General features: G+C 43.8%; 17 protein-coding genes and 1 tRNA gene. 6 read left to right on the top strand and 12 right to left on the bottom strand.

Translation table 11 applies throughout. The annotated features are described in order from the left end of the window. Positions 1–19: 19 nt before the first annotated feature. Positions 20–967: a hypothetical protein gene (locus tag HMPREF9009_RS05300; RefSeq protein ID WP_049701639.1), complete on the bottom strand. Its 948-nt coding sequence runs from the start codon at positions 965–967 to the stop codon at positions 20–22. A gap of 94 nt (positions 968–1,061) precedes the next feature. Further along, positions 1,062–1,790 (bottom strand): DNA repair protein RecO, encoded by a 729-nt coding sequence (gene recO, locus HMPREF9009_RS05295; protein WP_004309477.1) that lies wholly within the window; start codon positions 1,788–1,790, stop codon positions 1,062–1,064. 521 nt (positions 1,791–2,311) lie between these two features. Between recO and HMPREF9009_RS05290 the strand changes: the two genes are divergently transcribed. From HMPREF9009_RS05290 to gyrB, 3 genes are all read left to right on the top strand, one after another. Beyond that, a tRNA-Glu gene (locus HMPREF9009_RS05290) sits at positions 2,312–2,383 on the top strand. Positions 2,384–2,425: 42 nt separating this feature from the next. Further along, positions 2,426–2,680 (top strand): 30S ribosomal protein S20, encoded by a 255-nt coding sequence (gene rpsT, locus HMPREF9009_RS05285; protein ID WP_004309474.1) that lies wholly within the window; start codon positions 2,426–2,428, stop codon positions 2,678–2,680. 198 nt (positions 2,681–2,878) lie between these two features. Further along, positions 2,879–4,837: a DNA topoisomerase (ATP-hydrolyzing) subunit B gene (gyrB, locus tag HMPREF9009_RS05280; protein ID WP_049701638.1), complete on the top strand. Its 1,959-nt coding sequence runs from the start codon at positions 2,879–2,881 to the stop codon at positions 4,835–4,837. A 418-nt stretch (positions 4,838–5,255) separates the two neighbouring features. On the opposite strand, the gene HMPREF9009_RS05270 is transcribed toward gyrB, so the two are convergent. Further along, a complete protein-coding gene (locus tag HMPREF9009_RS05270) occupies positions 5,256–5,837 on the bottom strand; it encodes a DUF3109 family protein (protein WP_049701636.1) in 582 nt (193 codons plus the stop codon). 66 nt (positions 5,838–5,903) lie between these two features. Next, a complete protein-coding gene (gpmI, locus tag HMPREF9009_RS05265; RefSeq protein ID WP_049701635.1) occupies positions 5,904–7,418 on the bottom strand; it encodes a 2,3-bisphosphoglycerate-independent phosphoglycerate mutase in 1,515 nt (504 codons plus the stop codon). Between the two features lie 347 nt (positions 7,419–7,765). On the opposite strand from gpmI, the gene HMPREF9009_RS05260 reads away from it, so the two are divergent. Continuing rightward, positions 7,766–8,695, top strand: a complete 930-nt coding sequence (locus HMPREF9009_RS05260) for a magnesium transporter CorA family protein (RefSeq protein WP_008770430.1) — start codon at positions 7,766–7,768, stop codon at positions 8,693–8,695. A gap of 139 nt (positions 8,696–8,834) precedes the next feature. Here HMPREF9009_RS05260 and HMPREF9009_RS05255 read toward each other — a convergent pair whose 3' ends face one another. From HMPREF9009_RS05255 to HMPREF9009_RS05240, 4 genes are all read right to left on the bottom strand, one after another. After that, the gene (locus HMPREF9009_RS05255; RefSeq protein WP_049701634.1) at positions 8,835–10,376 is read right to left on the bottom strand and encodes a DUF5723 family protein; all 1,542 of its coding nucleotides are present in this window, start codon (positions 10,374–10,376) and stop codon (positions 8,835–8,837) included. A gap of 180 nt (positions 10,377–10,556) precedes the next feature. Beyond that, a complete protein-coding gene (locus HMPREF9009_RS05250; protein ID WP_008024096.1) occupies positions 10,557–11,159 on the bottom strand; it encodes a ribonuclease HII in 603 nt (200 codons plus the stop codon). A 90-nt stretch (positions 11,160–11,249) separates the two neighbouring features. Beyond that, entirely contained in the window at positions 11,250–13,454 is a 2,205-nt protein-coding gene (locus HMPREF9009_RS05245) for a sodium-translocating pyrophosphatase (protein ID WP_032812021.1), read from the bottom strand. 996 nt (positions 13,455–14,450) lie between these two features. Next, on the bottom strand, positions 14,451–17,402 hold the full coding sequence (locus HMPREF9009_RS05240) for a two-component regulator propeller domain-containing protein (RefSeq protein WP_049701633.1): 2,952 nt from the start codon (positions 17,400–17,402) through the stop codon (positions 14,451–14,453). Between the two features lie 244 nt (positions 17,403–17,646). On the opposite strand from HMPREF9009_RS05240, the gene HMPREF9009_RS05235 reads away from it, so the two are divergent. Next, the gene (locus HMPREF9009_RS05235; RefSeq protein ID WP_049701632.1) at positions 17,647–20,037 is read left to right on the top strand and encodes a TonB-dependent receptor; all 2,391 of its coding nucleotides are present in this window, start codon (positions 17,647–17,649) and stop codon (positions 20,035–20,037) included. Between the two features lie 82 nt (positions 20,038–20,119). Further along, positions 20,120–22,309, top strand: a complete 2,190-nt coding sequence (locus HMPREF9009_RS05230; RefSeq protein ID WP_049701631.1) for an alpha-galactosidase — start codon at positions 20,120–20,122, stop codon at positions 22,307–22,309. Positions 22,310–22,416: 107 nt separating this feature from the next. Here the strand turns inward: HMPREF9009_RS05230 and HMPREF9009_RS05225 are convergent, their stop codons facing one another. The 4 genes from HMPREF9009_RS05225 to sufC all read right to left on the bottom strand — a co-directional run bounded on the left by HMPREF9009_RS05225 (position 22,417) and on the right by sufC (position 26,375). Further along, on the bottom strand, positions 22,417–22,743 hold the full coding sequence (locus HMPREF9009_RS05225; protein WP_004315412.1) for a heavy metal-binding domain-containing protein: 327 nt from the start codon (positions 22,741–22,743) through the stop codon (positions 22,417–22,419). 291 nt (positions 22,744–23,034) lie between these two features. Beyond that, positions 23,035–24,246 carry an aminotransferase class V-fold PLP-dependent enzyme gene (locus HMPREF9009_RS05220; protein ID WP_049701630.1) on the bottom strand — a complete coding sequence of 404 codons (1,212 nt, stop codon included), beginning with the start codon at positions 24,244–24,246 and terminating at the stop codon, positions 23,035–23,037. 19 nt (positions 24,247–24,265) lie between these two features. After that, positions 24,266–25,609 carry a Fe-S cluster assembly protein SufD gene (gene sufD / locus HMPREF9009_RS05215; protein WP_004309459.1) on the bottom strand — a complete coding sequence of 448 codons (1,344 nt, stop codon included), beginning with the start codon at positions 25,607–25,609 and terminating at the stop codon, positions 24,266–24,268. Between the two features lie 13 nt (positions 25,610–25,622). Beyond that, the gene (gene sufC, locus HMPREF9009_RS05210; RefSeq protein WP_004307398.1) at positions 25,623–26,375 is read right to left on the bottom strand and encodes a Fe-S cluster assembly ATPase SufC; all 753 of its coding nucleotides are present in this window, start codon (positions 26,373–26,375) and stop codon (positions 25,623–25,625) included. Positions 26,376–26,506: the final 131 nt, after the last annotated feature.

The following is a 26,506-nucleotide window of genomic DNA, read 5'->3' as shown; positions in this document are numbered from 1 at the left end:
TATATTAGTTCTTGATCGGTTAGTTGTTGAAAGGGATATCCTTGTGTGTTATATAGTATTTTACAGGCATTTCGCTATGCAACGTGCCGGTTACGATTCGTTGTTTCTTGGTTTTGGGGTGAGAAACATAAAGGGTATATCTCGTTTCCAACCAATCATACACCATCGATAGGGTGTAGTATCGAGAAGTCCGGGGAGGGATTATGTCTTTCTTCTGCTCCGTATTGGAGCAAGGCAACATTTGTTGCGCAGAAATGAACGGCACCCGTTTACCGTTCATCCCTAAATATCCATCTTTCATGCTTGGTATTTCCACTGTCAGACCGGCTTCGCCCAGTAATTGAAAAGCTTCGGGCACATCGCTTTTAAATCTCATAAAATGGTAAAAAGACTCGAAAGGAAAAAGCGTGTATGTAGACGAACCATCTGCTAAGTTATGAAAGGAGACACCTTCTTTTTTCTCTATCTTGTTTTCCGGATCGTAAGAGTATGCATCCAAAGAATAAATGATACTATCCATCACATATCTGTCTGCCGGAGAAATCTCAACGTATATCTCCTGCCACTCATACTCGTTGCTCGCCCTGAGCTGGAATTGAAAAGGAGCGGAAAGGGCATTCTCGCCCACCGTTATCTTCACTTCTTTGGGATGAACGCGTTCGATGGTGAAATCAATCATCTCTCCGGTGCACACAATCTTTCCCAACCCGTTCAGCGATGGACCTTGGTCGGTTGTTATCAGGCGATTGTCCGCATCATATATGTTATATTGAATGGGAAAATCGAAGGCTACATACATCCAATCCCAATTGGCAGCTGCAAATTGAATAGTGGCAACATCCCCGTTCCCGTCCAGCGTCAGTTCGGAATCGGAAGAACGGAAGTCGTCGACAAACACGTCTCCGTTACAACCATAAAACTTCCCTAGGATAAAAAAACAGACCGTCAGGTACAGGAATCTTTTCATATTGTTTCTCGCTTGTTCATTCTCTTTTGTTCTCTACCGACAAAAGTAACATATATTTTCAGGAACAGCATACAAACCTGCAAGAAATTACTAATTAATCAAACAGTTCTTTCAACACCTCCAATGATTTCAATGCCGGGAAGTCGGGCAGATGCAAGCGGTAATAATCATTCATAATCGTCAGGCAACGGGTACGCTCCGCACGGCTCATGCCAAAGAGATGCATTGTCTCATAGTTCATGCGCATCAGTTGACGGAGACGGGCAGCCTCTTCGGGATTGATATAAGAGGAATGTAGTTGGGGACGAATAGAAGTGAAGCAGGCATTCAATAAATCAAAGTAATCGCCGGTATGATAATCCTCCAGATTCGGATAAAGTCCCAGAAAACGGGAAAGACGCATCAAGAACACCAGATGAAAATTGGCAAAGCCGTCTCCACACTCATCCAGCCAAATGATGGAATGTTGCAGATAAGCAAATAACGGACGATTCTCCGCCTCCTCCCGGATAGCCCTGTAAAGAAACTCCGACAGAAAAAGTGCCATCGAAGACTTATACGGATCGTATGGAATGGAAGAAAAAGGATAAAAGGATTTCGCTTCTTTCACACGATAAAGAGTTGCATTGGGGCGATAGTCGGCCTCGAACTCAATAAAAGACAAGGGCTGGAAAAGTACGGATTTCACAGCCGCTTTCCGCGAACGGGGCACTGTTACAAGAAAAGAAGCCCTGCCGGACAACTCTGTATACATATCCACAATGATAGATGTATCATTGTATTTCAATGTATGAAGAACTATTCCTTTCGTCTTTTGCAGCATAACCGATATTTATCTCGTTTCCAATCCGAAGCAAAGCTACAAAAAAACACAAAATAATCGGAGACATACGCCGTTAAATATCGCTTCCACTTCCTTATCTTGCGCGTACATGAGCACAAACCTTATAAATAATACGCTTATTTTGTAGCAGTATGCCTATAAATTCTTTGTTATCATTCATCGTCTCCGGTATTTGTTCCGTTAGTCGCCTAAAGATTCATTTAGTTACAAAAGAAGTTACCAATAAGCAGCTTTTTTATTTCGCTATATATAATAAGGTGGTAAGAAAACATGCTTCCTACTGTTTTTCACAGGAGAGATTTTTTTATATAAAAATCACAACCATATATTTCACTGAATATCAGCCAAAAAGAAAGACATCTGTGAAAAAAAACACATATTCATTGAAAATTTTTCTATGAATCATTTGCCAGTTTCAAAAAAGTTCCTACCTTTGCATCCGCAATCGAGAAACAAACACAGATTCGAGAAAGCAAAAAGCAGAAATGCTACAACAGGATGGCCCGTTCGTCTATCGGTTAGGACGCAAGATTTTCATTCTTGAAAGGGGGGTTCGATTCCCCCACGGGCTACAAGTTAAAAGAATAAAGAACTAAAAAAATAGATTAGTCGAGATGGCAAATCATAAATCATCACTGAAAAGAATCAGACAAGAAGAGACAAGAAGACTTCACAACAGATATTATGGCAAGACCATGAGAAATGCTGTTAGAAAGCTTCGTGCAACTACTGATAAAGCAGAAGCAGTTGCAATGTACCCAGGCATTACAAAGATGTTGGATAAGTTGGCTAAAGTGAACATCATTCACAAAAACAAAGCTAACAATCTGAAATCTAAGTTGGCTCTTTACATCAACAAGCTCGCTTAATAACAAGAATTTAACAATTCTATATAGCATCCAGGCTGAACTTTTAAGTTCGGCCTTTCTTGTTTATAACCCACTGAATATCAAACCTATCAAGAATACAGAGAAACCGCGCGCATTCTTTATTTTTCACTGATTATTCTTCGTCAAGTCGACAATTTTCACTATATTTGCTCTGTTATTAAAGTTAGAAAGGCAATTATGAGCGAAGAACAAATCACTCCCAATAACGGGTCTTATTCTGCGGATAGTATCCAAGTATTGGAAGGTCTTGAAGCAGTAAGAAAACGCCCTGCGATGTACATTGGTGACATCAGCGTCAAGGGACTTCACCACTTAGTATACGAAATCGTTGACAACTCTATCGACGAAGCATTGGCCGGCTATTGCGACCATATCGAAGTAACAATCAACGAAGACAATTCAATCACAGTACAGGACAACGGACGCGGTATTCCGGTTGACTATCACGAGAAAGAAAAGAAGTCGGCACTGGAAGTTGCCATGACCGTATTGCACGCCGGAGGTAAATTCGACAAGGGTTCTTACAAAGTATCCGGAGGTTTGCACGGTGTAGGTATGTCCTGCGTAAACGCGCTGTCTACCCACATGACTACGCAAGTATTCCGTGATGGTAAAATCTATCAGCAGGAATACGAGATCGGCAAACCGCTTTATTCTGTAAAGGAAGTCGGTACAGCCGACATTACGGGAACCCGCCAGCAATTCTGGCCGGACGATACCATCTTTACTGAAACAGTATACGACTACAAGATTCTGGCTTCACGTCTGCGCGAATTGGCTTATCTGAACGCCGGTCTTCGCATCTCTCTGACTGACCGTCGGGTGGTGAACGAAGATGGAAGTTTCAAGAGCGAGCAGTTCTATTCAGAAGAAGGTTTGAGAGAGTTCGTACGTTTTATCGAATCTTCACGCGAGCACTTGATTAACGATGTGATCTATCTGAACTCCGAAAAACAGGGAATTCCTATTGAAGTGGCTATCATGTACAATACCGGATTCTCCGAAAACGTTCACTCATACGTCAACAATATCAACACCATTGAAGGTGGTACACACTTGGCAGGTTTCCGCCGTGCGCTGACTCGTACGTTGAAAAAATACGCCGAAGACAGCAAAATGCTGGAAAAGGTGAAAGTTGAAATTTCGGGGGATGACTTCCGTGAAGGTTTGACTGCCGTTATTTCTGTAAAAGTAGCTGAACCACAGTTTGAAGGACAGACTAAAACAAAGTTGGGTAACAACGAAGTGATGGGTGCTGTTGACCAGGCAGTGGGCGAAGTATTAGCATATTATCTGGAAGAACATCCGAAGGAAGCCAAAACAATTGTCGACAAAGTGATTCTTGCCGCTACTGCACGTCACGCTGCAAGAAAAGCCCGTGAAATGGTACAACGCAAGTCGCCGATGTCGGGTGGTGGTCTGCCGGGTAAATTGGCCGACTGTTCGGATAAGGATCCTTCAAAATGTGAATTGTTCCTCGTCGAGGGAGACTCGGCAGGTGGTACTGCCAAACAGGGACGTAACCGTATGTTCCAGGCGATCCTCCCATTACGCGGTAAGATTCTGAACGTAGAAAAAGCCATGTATCATAAGGCTTTGGAAAGTGATGAAATCCGCAATATCTACACAGCTCTCGGTGTGACTATCGGAACTGATGAAGACAGCAAGGAAGCAAACATACAGAAGCTGCGCTATCACAAGATTATCATCATGACCGATGCCGACGTCGATGGTTCTCACATCGACACACTGATCATGACGTTCTTCTTCCGTTATATGCCGCAGGTTATCCAGAACGGTTATCTGTACATTGCTACTCCCCCGCTCTACCTCTGCAAAAAGGGTAAAGTAGAAGAGTATTGCTGGACAGACGCACAACGCCAAAAGTTTATTGACACTTACGGTGGTGGTTCAGAAAATGCAATTCATACACAACGCTACAAAGGTTTGGGTGAGATGAACGCCCAGCAGTTGTGGGAAACAACTATGGACCCTGAAAACCGTATGCTGAAACAAGTAAATATTGACAACGCCGCAGAAGCTGATTATATCTTCTCTATGTTGATGGGTGAAGATGTAGGGCCACGCCGCGAGTTTATTGAAGAGAATGCAACGTATGCAAATATCGATGCATAATTTTAATATTACGTTTTTATAAACCAACCTCACATCTTACAACGAGGAAACGCCGATGGCGAAGGAACATCCTTCGATCGGCGTTTTTCTTTTATCTGAAGGGGCTTTCATGTTCGAATCGTTCAACCGCCCATCTCTTAATAAAACCTAACAGCAGAAACGTTTTCCATACAAAATCACTATCTTGCATAAAAAGCAAAGAAAACATAACTATGAAAATGAAAACTACTGCGCCCAATCCGTTATTTGCAAAGATCAGGTTGTTTCTTATTGTACTGACTTCCTGCGTGATCGCGACTTGTATCTTCTTGATTATTATCCATCCGGAAGCATGGGTTATGCCGGCATGCGGAATCATAATCGCATTGTGCATTTTGCTTTATCAGCTATATTGCATACGCAAGAATCGGAAGAGAATTTAAATATATTGTTGCTTTTTCAGTTCTTCAGCAACAGTGACCAGCTCTTTGTACCATTCTTCACCGAACTTACGGATTAAAGGCTCTTTCAAAAACTGATATACGGGAAGATTCTCTTTTTTCCCCAGCAAAACCGCTGCTTTACATACGTCCCAACGATTATAATTCACCGCTTTATAGGGTCCGTAATCGCCGATCCGGATAGGATAAAGATGACAGGACACCGGTTTATAGAAATCTGTTTTCCCCTCCCGATAAGCCTTCTCAATAGCACAGTAGCAACAGCCTTTCTCATCGTAGCAGGTAAACACACAGTCTTTATTATTAACAATAGAAGTCACCAGATCACCTTCCTCATCCGTATATACTACTCCTTGCTCTTCAATCACCGCACGTGCTTCCGGAGCCAGTTCATCCCAAATAATCGGCAAAACTTCTTCCAACTCCATCACCTCGTCCAGCTCTACCGGAGCACCGGCATCGCCTTCAATGCAACAGGCCCCCTTACAAGCGCCCAAATCGCAAAGGAACTTCTCCTGAAATACATCAAGAGACACTACTACATCACCTATTTGTATCATTTTAAACCTTATGTGAGACAAAAAGGGCGGAGTAGAACTCCGCCCTCCCAATTATAGAAATCTAAATTACTTAATCAAAACGTTTCCGTCCATTTCAGCCGGAGCAGCCAGCCCCATAATCTTCAGAATAGTTGGAGCAACATCTGCCAAACGACCATCTTCTACTTTCGCAGCCTTGTTCTCTGTCACGTAAACACAAGGAACAGGGTTCAAAGAGTGAGCAGTGTTCGGAGTACCGTCTTCGTTCAAAGCATGGTCAGCATTACCATGATCGGCAATGATAATTGCTTCGTAATCTTGTGCTTTAACGGCTTCGATTACATCTTTCACACAAGCGTCTACAGCAACAACCGCTTTCTCGATTGCTTCGTAAATACCGGTATGGCCAACCATGTCACCATTAGCAAAATTCACTACAATGAAATCATATTTGTTCTCGTTGATAGCAGCCACCAGTTTATCTTTTACTTCAAAAGCACTCATTTCCGGCTTCAAGTCATAAGTAGCAACTTTTGGAGAAGGAACAAGGATACGTTCTTCTTTATCGAACGGAGTTTCACGTCCACCGTTGAAGAAGAATGTTACGTGAGCATACTTTTCTGTTTCAGCGATATGAAGTTGGCTCAAGCCTTTGGAAGCAAGATATTCGCCCAATGTGTTGGATACGTTTTCTTTGTCGAACAAGATATGAACACCTTTGAAAGATGCATCATACGGAGTCATACAGTAATATTGCAGCCCCGGGATGGTATGCATGCCAGCTTCCGGCATATCTTGTTGAGTCAGTACGACAGTCAACTCTTTGGCACGGTCGTTACGGTAGTTGAAGAAGATCACTACATCACCCTCTTTGATTGTTCCGTCACAGTTAGCGTTTACAATCGGTTTGATGAATTCGTCTGTCACGCCTTCGTCGTAAGATTCCTGCATTGCCTGAACCATATCAGTAGCTTTCTTGCCTACACCGTTTACGAGCAGGTCGTATGCTTCTTTTACACGTTCCCAACGCTTGTCACGGTCCATTGCATAATAACGGCCGATGATAGAAGCAATCTTTCCTGCTGATTTCTCGCAGTGTGCAGAAAGTTCTTCGATAAAGCCTTTACCACTCTTCGGGTCAGTATCACGGCCATCCATGAAGCAGTGGATAAATGTATTGTTGATGTTATATTCTTTTGCGATATCGCAAAGTTTGAAGAGATGAACGAGTGAGCTGTGTACACCACCGTTAGAAGTCAGCCCCATAAAGTGAATATTCTTTCCGTTTTCTTTTGCATAAGAGAAAGCAGAAACGATTTCAGGATTTTTCATGATGCTATTGTCCGCACATGCACGATTGATTTTCACCAAGTCCTGATAAACCACGCGTCCGGCACCGATATTCAAGTGACCTACTTCCGAGTTACCCATCTGTCCGTCGGGCAAACCTACGTTTTCACCGCTTGCCTGAAGTTGAGAGTGAGGATAAGTACTCATCAGATAATCCCAATAAGGAGTGGGAGTGTTGAAGATTACGTCGTCTTTCTTTTGGTCACCTAATCCCCAACCATCGAGGATCATTAAAAGGGCTTTCTTACTCATAATATTTTAATATTTAAATTATCACACTGATTTTCGGGCGCAAAGGTACAAAAAAGATGGTTACGTAAACGTTTAATCTATGTTAAGTTACAGGGCAGAAGTGTATCAGGCTATGGGGCTTTTTCTTACTTTGTAAAACAACTTTCAACCTGTTTATCGAAAAACAGGATACAAAAGGCGGAACTTACTTCATTTTTCCGTACCTTTGCATCGCTTTTAAATTAAAATCATAGAAATATGGACGATTCAAACCCGCGAACGTGCACAACTAGTATTAATTAAAGCGAACAGAGCCATTGAAGACTGATGCCTCTGCTCGTGTCAAACAAACGAAAGGAGGCAATAAGATGAGAACGTATCTTTATTGTGAGGCTGGCTTTGTGGAAAAAGCACAATGGCTTCCCAACAGCTGGGTAAATGTAGTATGCCCAAACAATGACGACTTTGAATTTCTAACTCAAACTCTCAACGTACCCGAATCATTTCTGAACGATATAGCCGACACGGACGAACGTCCGCGTACGGATACGGAAGGCAACTGGTTGTTGACAATTCTTCGTATCCCGGTAGTGAACAAACAGAATGGCAGTCTGCCTTTCGACACTGTACCGATTGGAATTATTACCAATAACGAGATTATTGTGTCCGTCTGTTATCACAACACGGATTTGTTACCGGATTTCATAGAGCATACCCGTCGAAAAGGGATCGTTGTACGCAACAAGCTAGATCTGATTTTCCGGTTAATCTATTCTTCTGCTGTGTGGTTCCTGAAATATCTAAAGCAGATAAACATAGACATCAGTGCCGCAGAAAAGGAACTGGAACGAAGCATCCGTAACGAGGACCTGCTTCGTCTGATGAGACTGCAGAAAACACTTGTCTACTTCAACACTTCCATCCGTGGAAATGAAGTGATGATCGGTAAGTTAAGGACTATTTTTCAGGATACGGATTATCTGGACACTGAATTAGTGGAAGATGTAATTATCGAGCTGAAACAGGCGCTCAATACGGTGAATATTTACAGTGATATCCTCACAGGGACAATGGATGCTTTTGCGTCTATTATCTCCAATAATGTGAATACGATCATGAAACGTATGACAAGCCTCTCCATCGTCCTGATGCTTCCGACATTGATTGCCAGTTTCTATGGCATGAATGTGGATATTCACCTGGAAGAAGTGCCCTTTGCCTTCTCTTTGATCGTGCTCTTTTCCATCGGATTGTCAACGCTTGCGTTTGTGATATTCCGGAAGATTAAATGGTTCTAAAAGGAGGAACATAAAAAAACAGCTTACCATCTATGATCCTTTATAAGGATTCTTTATGACGGTAAGCTGTAATTATACGTTTTTTATTCTATAGAGAATTAATTAAAAGAGAATGTTTAGAGAGAGAAATTAAAATATTTTATCCTTCTTTATTTGCTTTTCTTCCACCCAACGGAATAGATACCCCAACGAATCCATTAACAGAGTTAGAGTTCTTTCCTAAGAACATGTAGTCAGTTCCGACAAACACAGGACCTAATTTCAGACCCAAACCGAAAGATTTACCGGCTGACTGGATAACTGAATAACTAAGTGCTACATTGAACCAACTTTTCGGACGGTAGTTTGCAGAGAATGTTAATTCAGTAAGTGCATCGGGTTGCACAAAACGAGTTGTAGACAATGCGCCAACAGCCAGTTTGTTATTGAAAAATCCGTATTCTGCACCTAATACTAATGTAGAAGCCAGACGAGACTTGCGAGACTTGCTTGCTTCTTCCGTCCTAAGTTGTAACATGTCGTAGTCAAGTACATCACCGCCACTAACACGTTCCATATATCCATTGGCATCCGTCTGCAAATTCTTTATGTTATTTTCAATAGCAGTAATACTTCCAGGGATATCATTAGGATCAATACCTGATGTATAGTCACTTCCCTTCATATCAATACCTGCTGCTTTAGCATTAGCTATTTGAGTGCTACTTTTCGACCATGATATAAATCCCAAGTCCAAAATAGAAGCAGATACAGTCAGATTATCCATAATCTTATAAGATGCTCCCAAGTCAATACCAAAACCGTAACCTGCGATTCCCATATCTTTACTTTCAAATTCGAAATCACTAATATAGTCTTGTCCATCTTCCTTTTTCAAATTCAATCCCTTGAAAGAACTTTCCAAATGAGCATCTACTGCCAGATTAGCATGGTAGCTCTCAATTTCACTTCTTAACTTCGTTATATCGTCAACACCCAAACCTGATAAATATGCAGGATCCTGTAATTGACTAATACGGGCATCACTAGGCAAACTAGCGTTCATTGCCACATTATTAAGTTTCAAATCCATATTACCAATACCCAGCAAAGCTTTCACTCTAGCACCCACCGTCAAACGACTATTGATTTGACGTGAAAGTCCTAAGCCAACTTCAGCGTAAGCATTTATATTCAGTTGTTGATTGCTAATATCATAGTTACTATTTCTCCAATTATCTTCTATTCCATCCATCTCATTCAAGAAGGTAAACATAGATTTTGTCAAGTTAGCACCGATATCTGTACGCAGACCGATATTGAATGACCAGAAGTTTTTACCTTTATACCATCCTGCAGAAAGAATTTCCGTACTGAAGTTCACATTCAACTTATTATTATCTTTCAGACGATTCATAAAATCTGGTTTAGTATAGAAATCGTCACCATCATCAATAATATCGATGATATCCTGATAACCTAATGAAGTAGAACCAACAGTTGCATTAACTGCACCAATTACCGGAAGGTTGAAATAACCTTTCGTCGGTGTTAAAGCCGGATTTAGTTGTTGACGATAATGGGTACCTTCCATGAAATAAGAAGTACGTAAAAACTGTGCATTTGCAGAAAGAGTGCAAACCAACATCATAAAAAATACCCCAATGATTTTAGAAGACCACAATAGTTTGTTCGTTGCCATGATTTTAAACTTTTTAATTCTTATTATTGTTTGCAAAGATATAGTATTTCAATAACAAATAAAAGCACTAGGCAACACTTTTTCAGCCTAAACAGAACAATTTTAGGGTTATCCGTAACAAAATCGTGCTTATTTTGCAAAAAAATGTAGAATGTTTGTGCAAAATGAAACAAAGTGACTTTAGAAGTTCAAAGTTAGCTGTCCATCTCCTAATAGATTGAACGTCATTCGATGGTAAGGAGTGGTTCCACGTTCGGCAATGGCGGCGCGATGTTTTTTAGTTGGGTAGCCTTTATTGTGATCCCAGTCATAATAAGGAAACTCTTCGTGGAGACGGTTCATATAATCATCTCTGTATGTTTTGGCTAAAATAGAAGCCGCAGCTATTGAAAGATATTTCCCGTCGCCTTTCACTACCGTGGTATGGGGGATGTCGGGATATTTAGTGAAACGGTTTCCGTCGATTAGTAAATGCTGTGGGCGGGTAGTCAGTTGGTCCACTGCACGGTGCATAGCTAAGAAAGAAGCCCGCAGGATATTTATTTCATCAATTTCTTCCGGTGACACGACGCCAACCGCCCAGGCTATCGCTTCCTTCTCTATTACCTCACGTAGTGCATAACGTTGCTTTTCCGACAGTTGCTTGGAATCATTCAACAGTTCATTCTTAAAATCTTTCGGAAGAATAACCGCAGCAGCGTATACTGCTCCCGCCAAACATCCACGACCGGCCTCATCACATCCGGCTTCAATCAAATTCTCGTTTAAATAAGGTAATAACATATTTATCGCTTCTATTTTGACACAAAGGTAATTCAAATTAAAAAAGGAGACTTGTTTTGCCTCCTTTTTCTTACTTCTTTCCTACTTTTTTTAGAATAAACTCCAAGCAACAGTAAGCCCTGCCATTACAATGGCTACCATGCTCATTAGCTTTATTAAGATATTCAAGCTCGGCCCGGATGTATCTTTAAACGGATCGCCCACGGTATCTCCTACTACGGTTGCTTTATGAACTTCACCGCCTTTTCCTCCAAAGTTTCCTTCTTCTACATATTTCTTTGCATTATCCCATGCACCACCGGCATTAGCCATAAAGATAGCCAGTACGAAGCCACTGCTCAAGCCACCAATCAGCAAACCGAGCACACCGGGAACACCGAAAATAAGACCTGTAAGGATAGGGGCAATAATAGCGATTAAGGAAGGCACAACCATTTCACGTTGCGCACCTTTTGTTGATATTGCAACACAACGTTCGTAATCCGGCTCCGCTTCTCCTGTCAAAATACCCTTTATTTCACGGAATTGGCGACGTACTTCATCTACCATGTGCCCTGCTGCACGTCCTACGGCATTCATTGTCAATCCACAGAACAGGAAAGCCATCATGGAACCGAGGAACATACCCGAAAGAACTTTCGGATTCATCAGATGTACTTCATAATAATCCATGAAGTCGATAAAAGTAGCATTCGCCACACTGATGGAGCTACCATCCGCAAAGGTCAGATCTACATTACCAAGCCGTGTAAGGCCGATTCGGATTTCTTCAATATAAGAAGCCAGCAAAGCCAACCCTGTCAATGCAGCGGAACCGATTGCAAAACCTTTTCCGGTGGCAGCAGTTGTATTCCCCAATGAATCGAGCGCATCGGTACGTTTGCGGACTTCGGCACCCAAGCCGGACATTTCCGCGTTACCTCCTGCATTATCCGCAATCGGGCCGTAAGCATCCGTTGCCAGAGTGATACCTAAAGTAGAAAGCATGCCGACAGCCGCAATACCGATTCCATACAGTCCCATACCGACATTGGCAAAATCGCCGGCGGAAGCCAACAGATAAGAAGCAATGATACCAATCACGACTGCAATTACCGGAATAGCCGTAGAAAGCATACCTAAACCGATACCGGAGATAATTACGGTGGCGGGTCCGGTCTTACCGCTTTCACTTAGTTTCTGGGTAGGGCGATAGGATTGGGAAGTATAATATTCTGTAGAACGTCCGATGATAATACCTACCAATAGTCCGACTACTACGGCACAAGAAATCCAAATCCAGTTATCAAGTTGCAGAAGCCACAGAATAAGGAATGTAGCAGCAACAATTAATACGGAACTAAGATTCGTACCGAAAGCCAACGAACCGAGCAGGTCCTTCATTGTCGCATTCTCCTTGGTACGGACAGCGAATATACCTATAATAGAAAGGATAATACCAACAGCCGCAATCAGCATCGGGGCGATCACTGCCTTGAATTGCATCACTGTATCTGCCGAATGGATAAAAGCAGCAGCACCCAGTGCGGCTGTTGCCAGAATCGAGCCACAGTAAGATTCGTATAAATCGGCTCCCATACCAGCCACGTCGCCTACATTATCACCCACATTATCGGCAATAGTGGCAGGATTACGAGGGTCATCTTCCGGGATTCCGGCTTCTACTTTGCCTACCAAGTCGGCTCCGACATCGGCTGCCTTTGTATAGATACCACCGCCTACACGGGCAAAGAGCGCCTGGGTAGAAGCTCCCATACCAAATGTCAGCATGGTGGTAGTGATTACACAGAGTTTATGAGTAGGTGTCAGTGCATCAGCAGGAATCACTGCATTTAGCAACAGATACCAAAAAGATATATCGAGCAGTCCCAGGCCAACGACCACCAGTCCCATCACGGCACCACTTCGGAAAGCAATTCTTAATCCTGCATTCAGAGAAGTACGGGCAGCATTAGCGGTACGAGCGGACGCGTATGTCGCCGTCTTCATCCCCAGAAATCCGGAAAGCCCGGAGAAGAATCCACCTGTAAGGAAAGCAATGGGAACCCATGCATTCTGTACATGAAAGCCATAAGCCATAATTGAAAACAAAATAACCAGCCCCAAGAATACCCAACCTACTATTTTGTATTGTTGCTTTAGATAAGACATAGCTCCTTTGCGTACAGCAGCAGCTATTTTTATCATTTGGGGTGTACCTTCACTCTCTTTCATCATTTGCTTATGAAAGTAATAAGCAAAGCAGAGGGCTAACACGGAAGCGACTGGAACGAGCCAGAAAAGAATGTTGTCCATAGGGTCAATTTTTAAAGGATTACGGAGGCTAAAAGTATGGAAATCAATCGAAATAAGCAAGTAAAAAAGAAAGAATTTACAGAGTTGAATCATTCTATTTTTTATACGTCTCTTTGGACAAATGAGCAGATGGTAGTTATTTTTAGACATAAGAACAAAAGAACATAAAAGCTGCGCTTTGAAAATTATTTCTGTTGCTTATTGAACGGCTATTCTATTTTTTGTTCTTATGTTCTTCTGTCTGAATTAAATTCCCATTTAACCAGAAACGATACGGAAATGAATGAAAGTTTTTCCTACTATAAAGTTGAAAAACATAAAAACATCTGCCATCTGCAACGAAACGCGTGTAATGCACTAGTTGATAGGTAGTTGTAGCGTTGCAGATACCTGTGGCAGATAGGTTGCAGATAAAGTATCTGCAACACGTTATATAATCAAAGAAAAAGCCTTGATTCCTTTATGCAAAGCTATGGGATAATTGGGGTGACTCTATGGAGAAATTTTGGTATCTCTACGGGGAAACGACAGTATCCTTACGTAGAAACTGTAGTGTCCCGCCTTAGAAACTCTCGTTTCCTACCGTAGAAACTGTAATTTCTAACGCCGGAAACGACAGTTCCCCGCCTGGAAACGGGAAGTTAATGTATACAATAAACTTTTGCACTCATGGAGAATTAGCTTATGTAAGGTTTATACTGTGTTGCAGATAAAGTATCTGCAACCTATCTGCCGCAGGTATCTGCAACGCTCCAACTATTTATCAACTAGTGCATTACACGCTTTTCGTTGCAGGTGGCAGATGTTTTCATGTTTTTTCAACTTTATAGTAGGAGGATTACGCATCAAAATTAGGGTCACAACCGTAAGTCATAAAACAAATTCACCTCTGTGTCCTCCATGTCCTCTGTGGTGAAAAGAATCAAAACTGTACGGAAATGAACTAATTTCAGTTCAAATTCAAACAAAGAGACAACGAATAATAGTCAATAACTACTAACTATCTGTTATTCTCTGCTTATTCTGCTGGGCAAACTCTGTAGGAGTGACTCCAAATTGTTTCTGAAATACTTTGGCGAAGTAAGAAGGTGACTGAAATCCTACCCTGTCACAAATTTCATTGATGCGCAGTTCTCCCTCCTGCAACAATTCCGCAGCATGTTTTAGCCGGATGATACGGATAAAATCGAGTGAAGAAAGGTCGGTCAATGCCTTAATTTTACGGTGAAGGCTGGAGCGGGACATATTCATAGCAGCAGCTAATGCTTCCACATTATAGTTGGCATCGGAAAGATTCTCACGCACTTTGGCTATCAATTGAGACATCAGTTGCTCGTCCGCCCGTGACATGGCATCCCCTTGCGGAGTGCAGGCGCCGTAAGTGATCTGATTAATAAACATCTCATGCGTACGGTGGGATTCGCGCTCACGCGCCAGTTCCGCCAATAATTGCTGTTCACGTATCTTCTGCACTTCACGGCGGCGATAAGCACGAAGGGTCAGTACAAAACTACCGGATACAACAATAATATAGATAAGGTACGCCCACACTGTACGCCACCAGGGTGGAAGAATACGTACCGACAAAGTGGCTTCTTCCTGATTCCAGACACCATCATTATTACTGCCACGCACACGAAACAGATAGTCTCCCGGCGGAAGCTGGGCATAAGACGCAGTATGTGCAGCAGACGTATAGTTCCAGTCGTTGTCTATACCTTCCATTTTATAAGCATAACGGTTTGCGCCCGGCGATGTATAACTTAAAGCAACGAAATCAAAGCCGACATTAGAACGGTAAGGCAATTGCACGCCATCTGCCGGGAAAGGAGTTTCACGTCCTTGTACATACATTCCGGTGATGTAGACCGGAGGGACAAATGTGTTCCGGCGGACAATCTGCGGATTAAAAGAGACAAGTCCGTTGATGGTCCCCATCCAGATAGTCCCATCAGAGGCAGCCAAAGCCGATTTATAATTAAACTGATTATCAGGCAGCCCATCGTTTCGGGTAAAGATTTGCAGGCTGTCTGTTTCCGGATGAAGGCAAACCAGTCCACGGTCTGTTCCGAACCAGATGCGATGTTGTGCGTCTTCCACCACTTTATAGGTCACGTTGTCCGGAAGACCGTTCGCTTTAGTGTATGTCCGGAACCTGCCCGTTTCGGGGTTAAAACACAATAACCCTCCCCGATCCGTAGAAAACCAGAGAAGACCTTTGCTATCCTCCGAAATGCCTGTCACTTCATTCGTTCCGATAGAAGTGCTGTCTCCCGGTACACATTGATACTTGACCATCTGATCCGTCTGCGGATTATACCGGAATATGCCATTACCCATTGTTGCGACCCATATATTGCCGGATTTATCTTCGAGGATGTCACGCATATAAGCATAACCGAATTGTTCCATCTTCTCAAAAGTCCGCCCTTTGTCGGCCGAACGGAAGATGTTCCAACCATCGCCCAGCCAGATGACTCCCCCACGGTCACGATAAAGGGCAAACACCGAACCTTCACTGATGCCGAGTTGTGCGGGATAGAATGTATGAACCTGCCCTCGAAAAATGTTTGTGGTAGAAATGGCAGAGGAGGCAACAGAAACAGGAGATACAGTAGTAGAAGAAGAAGTCAAAGATGAAAAAGTCGAAGAAGAAATGGAAGAAGAAGCGGAAGAGGCTGTCCCCGGAATTATCAGATCAATACCTCCTTTAAAGTAACCCGCCCCGACTAAATCATCCGAAGCAAACAAGCTCAATACATTCTGACGGTCCGGTGATTCGGGAACTTTTACGAAAGTCTGCGCCTTTGGATTCCAATAACAAACCCCGCCATCCTGCGTACTAATCCACACTGTCCCGTCTTTTCCTTCCGCCAATTCACTGATGCGACGTCCGCAGACCGTACCGGGCGCCCCCGGAAGATAAACAGAAAAGTCGAGTGAGCGTACAGGCAGATAACTGGCTCCTCCAAATTGCGTACAGATCCAAGTTCCTCCTTCACGATCGCGATAAATCTTATCCACGATAGCATCACCAAGCCCATACTTTCCTCCGGCATCGGCAGGGATATGTTGCACACTATTCTGTTTCTCATTAATCACATAAACACCATTTTGAGTTCCCACCCATAATTCGTCTCCAAAGCAAACTGCGTAACGAATAATCTTTCGATGCACTTCTGGCGCAGGGAACACGCTCACCTCCCCTGTCTTCTTATTGAACCGTTTCAATTCCTCTTCATGCACACCGACAATCAGTTCATCGCCATAATCACACAGAGTAAATATGAAATCTCCTTTAAGCGCCTCTGTGGCATACGCCACAAATTTATCCTGTTCCGGGCTATAACGGTAGATTCCCGCTCCGTACGTACCGACCCAAATCGTACCGTCTTTATCCACACAGATGGATTGCGGAAAGTCCTTACTTTTATCTTTACCGGGACAAGGAATGTAGCGGAACAGCTTCCCCGTCTCCACCTGATAGCGGAAAACTCCCTGATTGGGCGCATTCACCCATATATTTCCCGAATGGTCTGCCAGTATATCCTCAATCCAGTTGTATCTGATTTGTTCTCCGCTCTCTGTACGGGCATCAAAAAAAGAAAACTTCCCGGTGGCAAGGTCTTGAATATAGACACCATCGTCCGTGCCTATCCACAACTGCCGATGATTATCTTCAAAAAGAGCGGATATGACCTGATTGCCATGTTGCAAAGTCTCGTCATAACAATTATAAAGCTTCATCGACACTCCGTCGTAGCGGTTAAGTCCATTGCGGGTACCCAACCAGATAAAACCGTAACTATCTTGAATAATAGACTTGACATGACTGTTCGAAAGACCGCTTCCACCATCTACACGGATAAAGTTATACTGCCCCGTCGCGGCAAAGTCCGGAAGGAAGAAACAAACAGAAAGAAGAAAAAGCAGCAGATTCCTTTTCATACACAGATATTAGATAGCGACAAATATAGTTTTTTTTACGCTAAATGCATAGGAAGGATGAAACATTTGTTGCAAGGATGGCAATAAATGTCGCACCACAAGGGCGCTATCATACATTTGAAACATCTCTTGCACATCTTGACAAAAGAGAGTATAGCCACCTGTTTCTCCTCCCCCTATCTTTGCCTTCGTCAAAATGACACAACCGACGTGAACTTCCAAAATCTTAAAATGAATACAAGTAATGAAAAAAGTAACCTTTAGTTGCCTTGCTCTAGCAACCCTGTTGCAACTGATTCCCTCCAACGGGAATGCAGCGAACATTCAGGATCAAAAGAAAAAGACGAACCGAACCGAAATGAAGCAGGACACAATCCCTGCCAATCTCTCAAAAGAACCTGCCAACCCTTCTAAAAAAGAAGCAGAAGAAGGCGAACGCAATGTGATGCTGAATGCTTCCGACGCCAACAAACCCCGCGAAATTCAAATCGGGCTTCCCAGCGAGGACGTTAATGTATATGAGAATGGGCTTCCCGCCGTCTATTCCTCGGCCGTTCACAAGCTCGCCGCCCATTGGCGCAGCGACAGCAGCCTGGGAGAAGTAGGACTTTTATCTCCTTCCGAGTCGGCCATCACCACCGGTAACATCGCTTACTCCGTCAACTCCTTCAGCAAACTGGGACAAAAGGATTTTCAAGGTATCTTCAACTACCGGACCAATCATTTCGGAATGCAGAACTTCGATTTCAATGTTTCAGGAGCCATCAACGACCATTGGCTCTACACCGCAAGCATCTATCAGAACTTCGATCCGGGAAGCTTCGACCTCAAATTCACAAACTACACAGACCGCACCGAGATCTATCATGCCGGCCTGACCCGCCTCTTCAACAACGGACGGGGCAAAATATCCCTGCTCTACAAACATTCCCGCAGTGAGAATCCGGGCAGTTATGCCAATGCCGCTCCTTTTATCTATGTCGGCGACGGCTCGGTGAAAGAGATAGACGGCTTCAAACTGGGAACGAATTCGTATGTCCCGCAAAACGGTTCTTTTGAATACATGGACGTGAGAGACGGGAAAATGAAAACATGGAATTTAGGCGACGGCTCGGAAAACCGTGCCAATGAAATAGCACTGATTGCTGATTATCGTTTCCAAAACGACCTGCTGTGGAAATTCAACCTGAAATATATGGATGCCCCACGCGCCAACTATGTGGATTTCGGAGGAAGCACCATCAGCGAAGTAACTGCCGACGCTGGTTTTACATTATCCAACGGCCATCCGTATGAAGGACTCGCAGAAGGCCGCCGCACCTGGTTGCACGTAGGTAAAGTGAAAAACTTCCTGATTACTTCCGAACTAAACAAGACTTTCGGCAACCATGATTTGCGCCTGGGATTGAACGAATGGTATTATCATCTTGACTACCACTCCTCTTCTCTGCAATGGATGGCTACCGTAGAGAACTATCCACAACTGCTCACTTCCACCGCAACAAGTTCCCTAGATCCCACACTGACCGGTCAACACGTGCAGACATACGGCTACAACGAGCTTAGCCCCGAATATACAATGGGATATGAAAACAAACTCGCCCTCTACCTTACAGACAACTGGCAGGTAACTCCCAAATTCAACATCTATTATGGCGGACGCCTCGAATATTACCGGATGAGTGCCGACCAGATATCCGCTTCCCGTTTCCCGAACTTCCACATCGGCGACTTTACCACTTATCATAAAGAGAAAGAAACAGGAAATATCATCACCACCCCGCGCAGTGTTCATCCTGCCAAAGTGATAAAAGACAAACTGAACTACGCCGCCACGCTCCGCGCCACTTACAACGTAACCCGGCAATTCGGGCTGACTGCCGACGGAACAGTAGCCACCCGCTTCCCCCGTATCAACGAATACGCCGGAACAGGTCCTACGGAAGAACAATACAAACGGGTCACCATACCGTTAATCCGTGGCGGTCTGTTCTACAAGAACCATTGGATCAACCTCACCTCTATGGTGACCTATATCTCTAAATCCAATAACATCGACCAGCAAAACCTCACGAAACCGGGAACGGAAGAAGGAAAGACCGTTTTGCTTATCTATAATATCAAAACACTGGGATGGACCACTTCTGCCGAGATCGACCCGTTCAAAGGTTTCCATCTGCATGCCCTGTTCACGTATCAGAAGCCTGTTTACAAGAACTATAACGCAAGTGTCACTTTCAACGATGGCTCGGAGATGTCTGTCAATGCCAACGGAATGATCGTAAAAGAGATCCCGCAGATACTTGTCGAACTCGACCCAAGCTACAACATCACGAAAGACTTACGCCTCTGGCTTAGTTTCCGCTATTTCGGCAAGACGTACGCCAATCTTCAGGAAGCGCTCTACTTCAACGGTCGCTGGGAAACGTTCGGAGGAATCAACTGGAACGTAAACAAACATCTGTCTCTAGGTGCAACAGTCATCAACTTCCTGAATCAGAAAGGAGCCAGCGGAACCATCAACGGTTCGGAACTGATTACGAAAGAAGAAGCTGCCCAGTACGCCGGAAATTATATGAGTGGAAATTATTTACGCCCATTCACCGTAGAATTTAGCGCAAGCATCAAATTCTAGTTCATACCAAACGAATTATAATTATCTTTGTGGCATTATATGCCCACGAACTAACTAATACCTAATTAATTATTAAAAAACCATGAAGAAACTTTTCGTATTACTTACGGCATTGTTTACCCTGGCACAAGTGAATGCCCAGGAAAAGAACGTTATCCGCATCGCAACGGACAACACAGACTTAATTCTCCAAGTAGCTCCCAACGGACGACTTTATCAGGCTTATCTGGGCGATAAGTTACTGAACGAGAAAGACATCAACAACTTTTCTCCATACGTGAAAGGAGGAAGTGACGGCAGCGTATCCACCCGTGGATGGGAAGTATATCCGGGCTCCGGCGCCGAGGATTATTTTGAACCGGCTGTAGCAATCACGCACAATGATGGAAACCCGAGCACGATTCTCCGTTATGTATCTTCCGAACAAAAAGCAGTGGCAGGCGGAACGGAGACAGTCATCCAACTGAAAGACGATCAGTACCCGGTGGAAGTCACGCTGCATTACATCGCTTATCCGAAAGAAAACGTCATCAAGACGTGGAGTGAAATCAAACATGCTGAAAAGAAACCTGTCACCATCTGGCGTTATGCTTCGACCATGCTTTATTTCTCGGGAAACGAGTATTATCTGACTGAATTCAGCAGCGACTGGGCTAAAGAAGCACAAATGAGCACGCAACCTCTATTGTTCGGCAAAAAGGTGATCGACACCAAACTGGGAAGCCGTGCCGCCATGCATACCCACCCGTTCTTCGAACTTGGTTTTGAACAACCGGCACAGGAAACACAAGGACGTGCCATGTTAGGGACTATCGGATGGACAGGCAACTTCCAGTTTACCTTTGAAGTGGACAACGTAGGCAATCTCCGCGTCATCCCCGCCATTAACCCGTACGCATCTGATTATGAACTAAAACCGAACGAAGTATTTACCACTCCCGAATTCATCTTTACTTTCAGCAACAACGGTACGGGCGAAGCCAGCCGCAACCTCCACGCATGGGCACGCAACCACCAACTGAAAGACGGACAAGGCGACCGCATGACTTTATTGAATAACTGGGAAAATACGTACTTCAAATTCGATGAGAAACTGCTTGCCGAACTGATGAAAGAAGCCAAACATCTGGGTGTAGATATGTTCTTGTTGGATGATGGCTGGTTCGGCAACAAGCATCCTCGCAACAGCGACAATGCCGGACTGGGTGACTGGGAAGTGATGAAATCCAAACTGCCGGGCGGTATTCCCGCACTCGTGAAGTCTGCCAAAGAAGCCGGAGTGAAATTCGGTATCTGGATCGAACCGGAGATGATAAACCCCAAAAGTGAATTGTTCGAGAAGCATCCTGACTGGGCTATCACACTGCCCAATCGCGAAACATACTATTACCGTAACCAACTGGTGCTCGATCTTAGCAATCCGAAAGTACAGGATTTTGTGTTTGGCGTAGTGGATAACATCCTGACAGCGAACCCGGAAGTGGCTTTCTTTAAATGGGACTGCAACTCTCCCATCACAAATATTTATTCTCCCTATTTGAAGAATAAACAAGGACAACTTTATATCGACCATGTACGTGGTATATATAATGTATTGGAACGTATCAAAGACAAATATCCGAACGTACCGATGATGCTTTGCTCCGGCGGTGGCGCCCGTTGCGACTACGAAGCATTGAAATACTTCACAGAATTCTGGTGCAGTGACAATACAGACCCGATAGAGCGTCTGTTTATCCAATGGGGATTCTCACAAATCTTCCCTGCCAAAGCAATGGACGCACACGTAACCAGCTGGAACAAGAAGACAAGCGTGAAATTCCGTACCGATGTAGCAAGTATGTGTAAACTGGGCTTCGACCTCGGACTGAAAGAGCTGAATGCGGACGAACAGACTTTTTGCCAAAACGCAGTTGCCAACTGGACGCGTCTGAAGAAAGTGATTCTGGATGGTGACCAGTACAGACTGGTTTCTCCATACGATGGTAATCACATGTCTGTCATGTACGCCGCACCGGACAAGAACAAAGCAGTGCTTTATACCTACGATATCCACCCACGTTTCGGTGAGAAGCTGCTCCCGGTTAAACTTCAGGGATTGGATGCGAAGAAAATGTATAAGGTGAAAGAAATCAACCTGATGCCGAACTCTAAATCGAATCTTGCTGCTAATGAGAAGACTTATTCAGGAGATTATCTGATGAAAGTAGGAATCAATGCTTTCACTACCAATCAGGCTTTCAGCCGTGTGATTGAGCTGACTGCCGAATAATATTCACCACAGAAGTACGGAGGACACAGCGTTTTATATCATTGATAATAAACAAATTATATGCGCTGCGTCTTCCGTGTTCTCTGTAGTAAAAAAACAATAATCAATTAATCCTCTTCAATCTTTACGGCTGTGCCGTTAGCAGTCACCATCAGCATACTGCCACTACCTCCAACTGTCTCATAATCCAAATCAACACCTATCACGGCATTAGCTCCCATTTGAGCTGCTTGTGCCTCCATTTCCTTCAATGCTGTATCTTTTGCCATACGCAGCACTTCTTCATAAGAACCGGAACGACCACCCACAATATCCCGAATACTTGCAAACAAGTCACGGAATACATTGGCACCTATGATTGTCTCTCCGGAAACTATTCCATAATATTTCACTATTCGTTTTCCCTCAATGATGGGAGTGGTTGTCATCAGCATAGTTTTTTCTTTATTAGTTATCTGTAAGTTATATGTATTTAGTTAGACGCAAGTCCCCCTAAAAAAGTTGCAGCTACACCGTAATTTCTTACGATATAGCTGCGATTAATGTTAAAGAGAGAGAATTTATATAATATGAGCATGGTCTCACGACCCTCCTAATATTCAATGAACATTTTGTTTCTTTACCTATTAGACGCACAAAAGTGCAAATCACTGCACTTGAAGGCATCTTTTTTTAGTTAAAGAATAAAAAAAGCCGCCATCCCACAGGAATAGCGGCTTATATTGTTAGAACATCTTGCTGACGCGTTCAATTCCCGCCACCAATGTATCTATTTCCGATTTCGTATTGTACATGGCAAACGAAGCCCGTACAGTTCCTTCTATACCAAGACGTTGCATGAGAGGTTGTGCACAATGATGCCCCGTCCTCACGGCAATACCCAAACGATCCAGCAACGTTCCGAGGTCGAAATGATGGATATCTCCTACCAGGAAGGAGATGACTGCTCCCCGTTCGGCTGCTTCACCGAATATACGCATCCGGGGAATCTCTTTCAGCCGTTGCAAAGCGTAAGTTGTCAGTTCATGCTCATGGGCTGCTATCTGCTCAAGTCCATGTCCATTCACGTAATCAAGGGCTTTTGCCAGTCCGGTAGTTCCGATATAGTCGGGCGTACCGGCTTCAAACTTGAAAGGAAGTTCGTTGAAAGTGGTCTTCTCAAAAGAGACATGCTGAATCATCTCTCCTCCTCCCTGATAAGGCGGAAGGCGGTCTAACCACTCTTCTTTTCCATAAAGCACTCCGACACCTGTCGGACCGTATATTTTATGGGCAGAGAACACCAGAAAATCAGCATCCAACTCCTGTACGTCCACTTTCATGTGAGGGATAGACTGTGCAGCGTCTATCAGGCAAGGTACGCCGTGCGCATGAGCCGTTGCAATCATTTCTTTCACCGGATTCACCGTACCCAGCACATTCGAAACATGAACCACGCTGACTATTTTCGTTCGTTCGGAAAATAGTTTTTCGTATTCATCCAGCAAGAGTTCGCCTTTGTCATTCATTGGAATCACTTTGATGGCAATTCCCTTTCGGGCAGCCAACAGTTGCCAAGGAACGATGTTACTGTGATGTTCCATCACGGAAATAATCACTTCATCCCCCTCTTCCATAAATTCATCACCAAAGCTGGAAACAAGCAGGTTGATGCTTTCCGTTGTTCCGCGAGTAAAAACAACTTCGTTCGTGCTACGGGCGTTAATAAACTGACGCACCGTTTCACGAGAAGCCTCATGCAATTCCGTAGCTTGTTGCGAAAGATAATGCACACCGCGATGCACATTGGCATTTACGGAATAATATTCATCCACCAACGCATCAACTACCAGACGGGGTTTCTGCGTCGTCGCACCGTTGTCGAAATAAACCAAAGGTTTACCGTAAACCGTACGGTTCAATATCGGAAAATCCTCACGTATCTTTTGAATATCCACGTTTATTAATTATTAGTGGTTACTTACAAATGGCACAGCCCTGACATCTATTCAGCTCGCCACGGAAACGTTTTTCTACCAACAGATGCAGGCGATCTTTCAGTGCCTCCAAACGAATGGTATCAATCACTTCATTGACAAATGCGAACATCAATAACAAACGGGCTTCTTTCTCTGCAATACCTCGTGAACGCATATAGAATAATGCACCCTCATCCAACTGGCCTACCGTTGCTCCATGCGAACATTTCACATCATCCGCGTAAATCTCCAATTGAGGTTGTGTGTACATTCTCGCATCACGCGTAGCACAAAGATTCCGGTTAGTCTGCTGGGAGTTCGTATGTTGCGCATCGGGACGCACCAATACCAATCCGGCAAACGCACCTACCGACTGATCGTCGAGTACGTACTTAAACAGCTCATTACTAGTGCAGTTCGGTACGGCATGGTCGATGCTTGTATGATTGTCTACGTGCTGGTTCTTATCGGCAATTGCCATGCCACAGAGGTTTATCTCGGCTCCTTCTCCTGCCAACAATACTTCAGTGGTGTTGCGGGTAGTACCATTATGCAAAGTCATTCCATTCAACAATACATTGCTGTTTGCCTCCTGCTTTACATACAGGTTGCTGATACGAACGGTGCTTGTATGTGTTTCTTCCAGTTCATACATATCGAATACCGTGTTCTCGCCTGCAAATACTTCAATCACTTGTGTTGCCAGGAAGTTCACGTTATCCATTGCATGGTCACAAATCAGCAGACGGGCTTGCGCGCCATCCTCCAGGATGATTAGTACGCGGCGGTTCACCATGAAGTTGACATCTGCACGCAGGATATTTACCAGCTGGATCGGTTTTTCTACCACTACATTCTTCGGCACATAAAATACAACACCGTCTTGTGCAAAAGCTGTATTGAAAGCAGTCACCCCATCTTTGGAAGTATCTGCCAACTGACCGTAATACTTCTTCACCAATTCCGGATGCTGTCCGGCCACTTCTTTCAAGCTGCCGAAAATCACACCTTCCGGCAGATTGACTTTAGGAAGTGCTCTATTATAAAATGCGTCATTTACCACAAAATACAGGGCGGTACTCATATTCGGCACATCGCACTTAAACACTTCATACGGATTGACCGGAATAGCCAGACGATTCAAGTTTAAACCATAATCCGGTTCAAAATACTTGCTCACATCCGTATATTTGTACTTCTCCATCTTACGGGTCGGAAATCCGAGGCGTTCAAAATCGGCAAATGCAGCTGCACGAGGCGCATTCAGCACTTCGGCGCTATGCTTGCAGATCATTGCTTCCGTCTGTGAGAAGAGGTCTATATATTGTTGTTCAACTATCATAACTTATTATTTGTTATTCTCCTACTTCTTTCTTGATCCAATCATATCCTTTTTCTTCCAGTTCCAGCGCAAGTTCCGGTCCGGCAGTTTTTACGATACGACCTTTATAAAGGACATGTACAATATCAGGTTTGATATAATCAAGCAAACGTTGATAGTGAGTAATAACGATTGTGCTTGTTTCAGGAGTTTTCAGTTTGTTCACTCCTTCCGCAACAATACGGAGCGCATCAATATCCAAACCGGAGTCTGTCTCATCGAGGATGCTCAACCGCGGTTCCAACATGGCCATCTGGAAAATCTCATTCCGTTTCTTTTCACCACCCGAAAAACCTTCATTCACCGAGCGGTTAGCCAACTTATTATCCAGCTCTACCACCGCACGTTTCTCACGCATCAGTTTCAGAAACTCACTGGCTGTCAGCGCAGGCAGACCTTTATATTTGCGTTGCTCATTCACTGCAGCACGCATAAAGTTGACCATGCTCACACCCGGAATCTCTACCGGATATTGGAAACTAAGAAAGATTCCTTCATGGCTACGATCTTCAGGACTCAACTCCAACAGGTTCTTTCCATAAAACGTGACCGAACCTTTTGTTACCTCAAAAGCCGGATTTCCCACCAATACGGAAGAAAGCGTACTTTTACCGGAACCATTCGGCCCCATAATAGCGTGCACCTCACCGGGATTCACCGTCAGGTTAATACCCTTCAATATCTCTTTGCCATTAATGCTGGCATGCAGGTCTTTTATTTCTAACATGATTATATGTACTAATTAATCGTTTCTTTATATATTAATATTTACTTACTATAATAACCTTTTAGAAATTCACGTTTGATATGATACCAGGCTAATTTACAACCTTCAGCAATATATGCTGATATCAAAAT

It is taken from the genome of Bacteroides sp. 3_1_13, assembly GCF_001185845.1.
Classification (GTDB): domain Bacteria; phylum Bacteroidota; class Bacteroidia; order Bacteroidales; family Bacteroidaceae; genus Bacteroides; species Bacteroides xylanisolvens.
The sequence above is the reverse complement of the archived record's forward strand: the minus strand, read 5'-3'. Positions and strand labels throughout refer to the sequence as shown.

Bases quoted from the DNA above. Each gene is read 5' to 3' on its own strand.
- sufD (WP_004309459.1), bottom strand. From the start codon at position 25,609: ATGATAGTTGAACAACAATATATAGACCTCTTCTCACAGACGGAAGCA.
- HMPREF9009_RS05245 (WP_032812021.1), bottom strand. From the start codon at position 13,454: ATGGACAACATTCTTTTCTGGCTCGTTCCAGTCGCTTCCGTGTTAGCC.
- HMPREF9009_RS05230 (WP_049701631.1), top strand. From the start codon at position 20,120: ATGAAGAAACTTTTCGTATTACTTACGGCATTGTTTACCCTGGCACAA.
- sufC (WP_004307398.1), bottom strand. From the start codon at position 26,375: ATGTTAGAAATAAAAGACCTGCATGCCAGCATTAATGGCAAAGAGATA.
- HMPREF9009_RS05300 (WP_049701639.1), bottom strand. From the start codon at position 967: ATGAAAAGATTCCTGTACCTGACGGTCTGTTTTTTTATCCTAGGGAAG.
- recO (WP_004309477.1), bottom strand. From the start codon at position 1,790: ATGCTGCAAAAGACGAAAGGAATAGTTCTTCATACATTGAAATACAAT.
- HMPREF9009_RS05260 (WP_008770430.1), top strand. From the start codon at position 7,766: ATGAGAACGTATCTTTATTGTGAGGCTGGCTTTGTGGAAAAAGCACAA.
- rpsT (WP_004309474.1), top strand. From the start codon at position 2,426: ATGGCAAATCATAAATCATCACTGAAAAGAATCAGACAAGAAGAGACA.
- HMPREF9009_RS05240 (WP_049701633.1), bottom strand. From the start codon at position 17,402: ATGAAAAGGAATCTGCTGCTTTTTCTTCTTTCTGTTTGTTTCTTCCTT.
- HMPREF9009_RS05270 (WP_049701636.1), bottom strand. From the start codon at position 5,837: ATGATACAAATAGGTGATGTAGTAGTGTCTCTTGATGTATTTCAGGAG.
- HMPREF9009_RS05250 (WP_008024096.1), bottom strand. From the start codon at position 11,159: ATGTTATTACCTTATTTAAACGAGAATTTGATTGAAGCCGGATGTGAT.
- HMPREF9009_RS05225 (WP_004315412.1), bottom strand. From the start codon at position 22,743: ATGCTGATGACAACCACTCCCATCATTGAGGGAAAACGAATAGTGAAA.
- HMPREF9009_RS05255 (WP_049701634.1), bottom strand. From the start codon at position 10,376: ATGGCAACGAACAAACTATTGTGGTCTTCTAAAATCATTGGGGTATTT.
- HMPREF9009_RS05235 (WP_049701632.1), top strand. From the start codon at position 17,647: ATGAAAAAAGTAACCTTTAGTTGCCTTGCTCTAGCAACCCTGTTGCAA.
- gyrB (WP_049701638.1), top strand. From the start codon at position 2,879: ATGAGCGAAGAACAAATCACTCCCAATAACGGGTCTTATTCTGCGGAT.
- gpmI (WP_049701635.1), bottom strand. From the start codon at position 7,418: ATGAGTAAGAAAGCCCTTTTAATGATCCTCGATGGTTGGGGATTAGGT.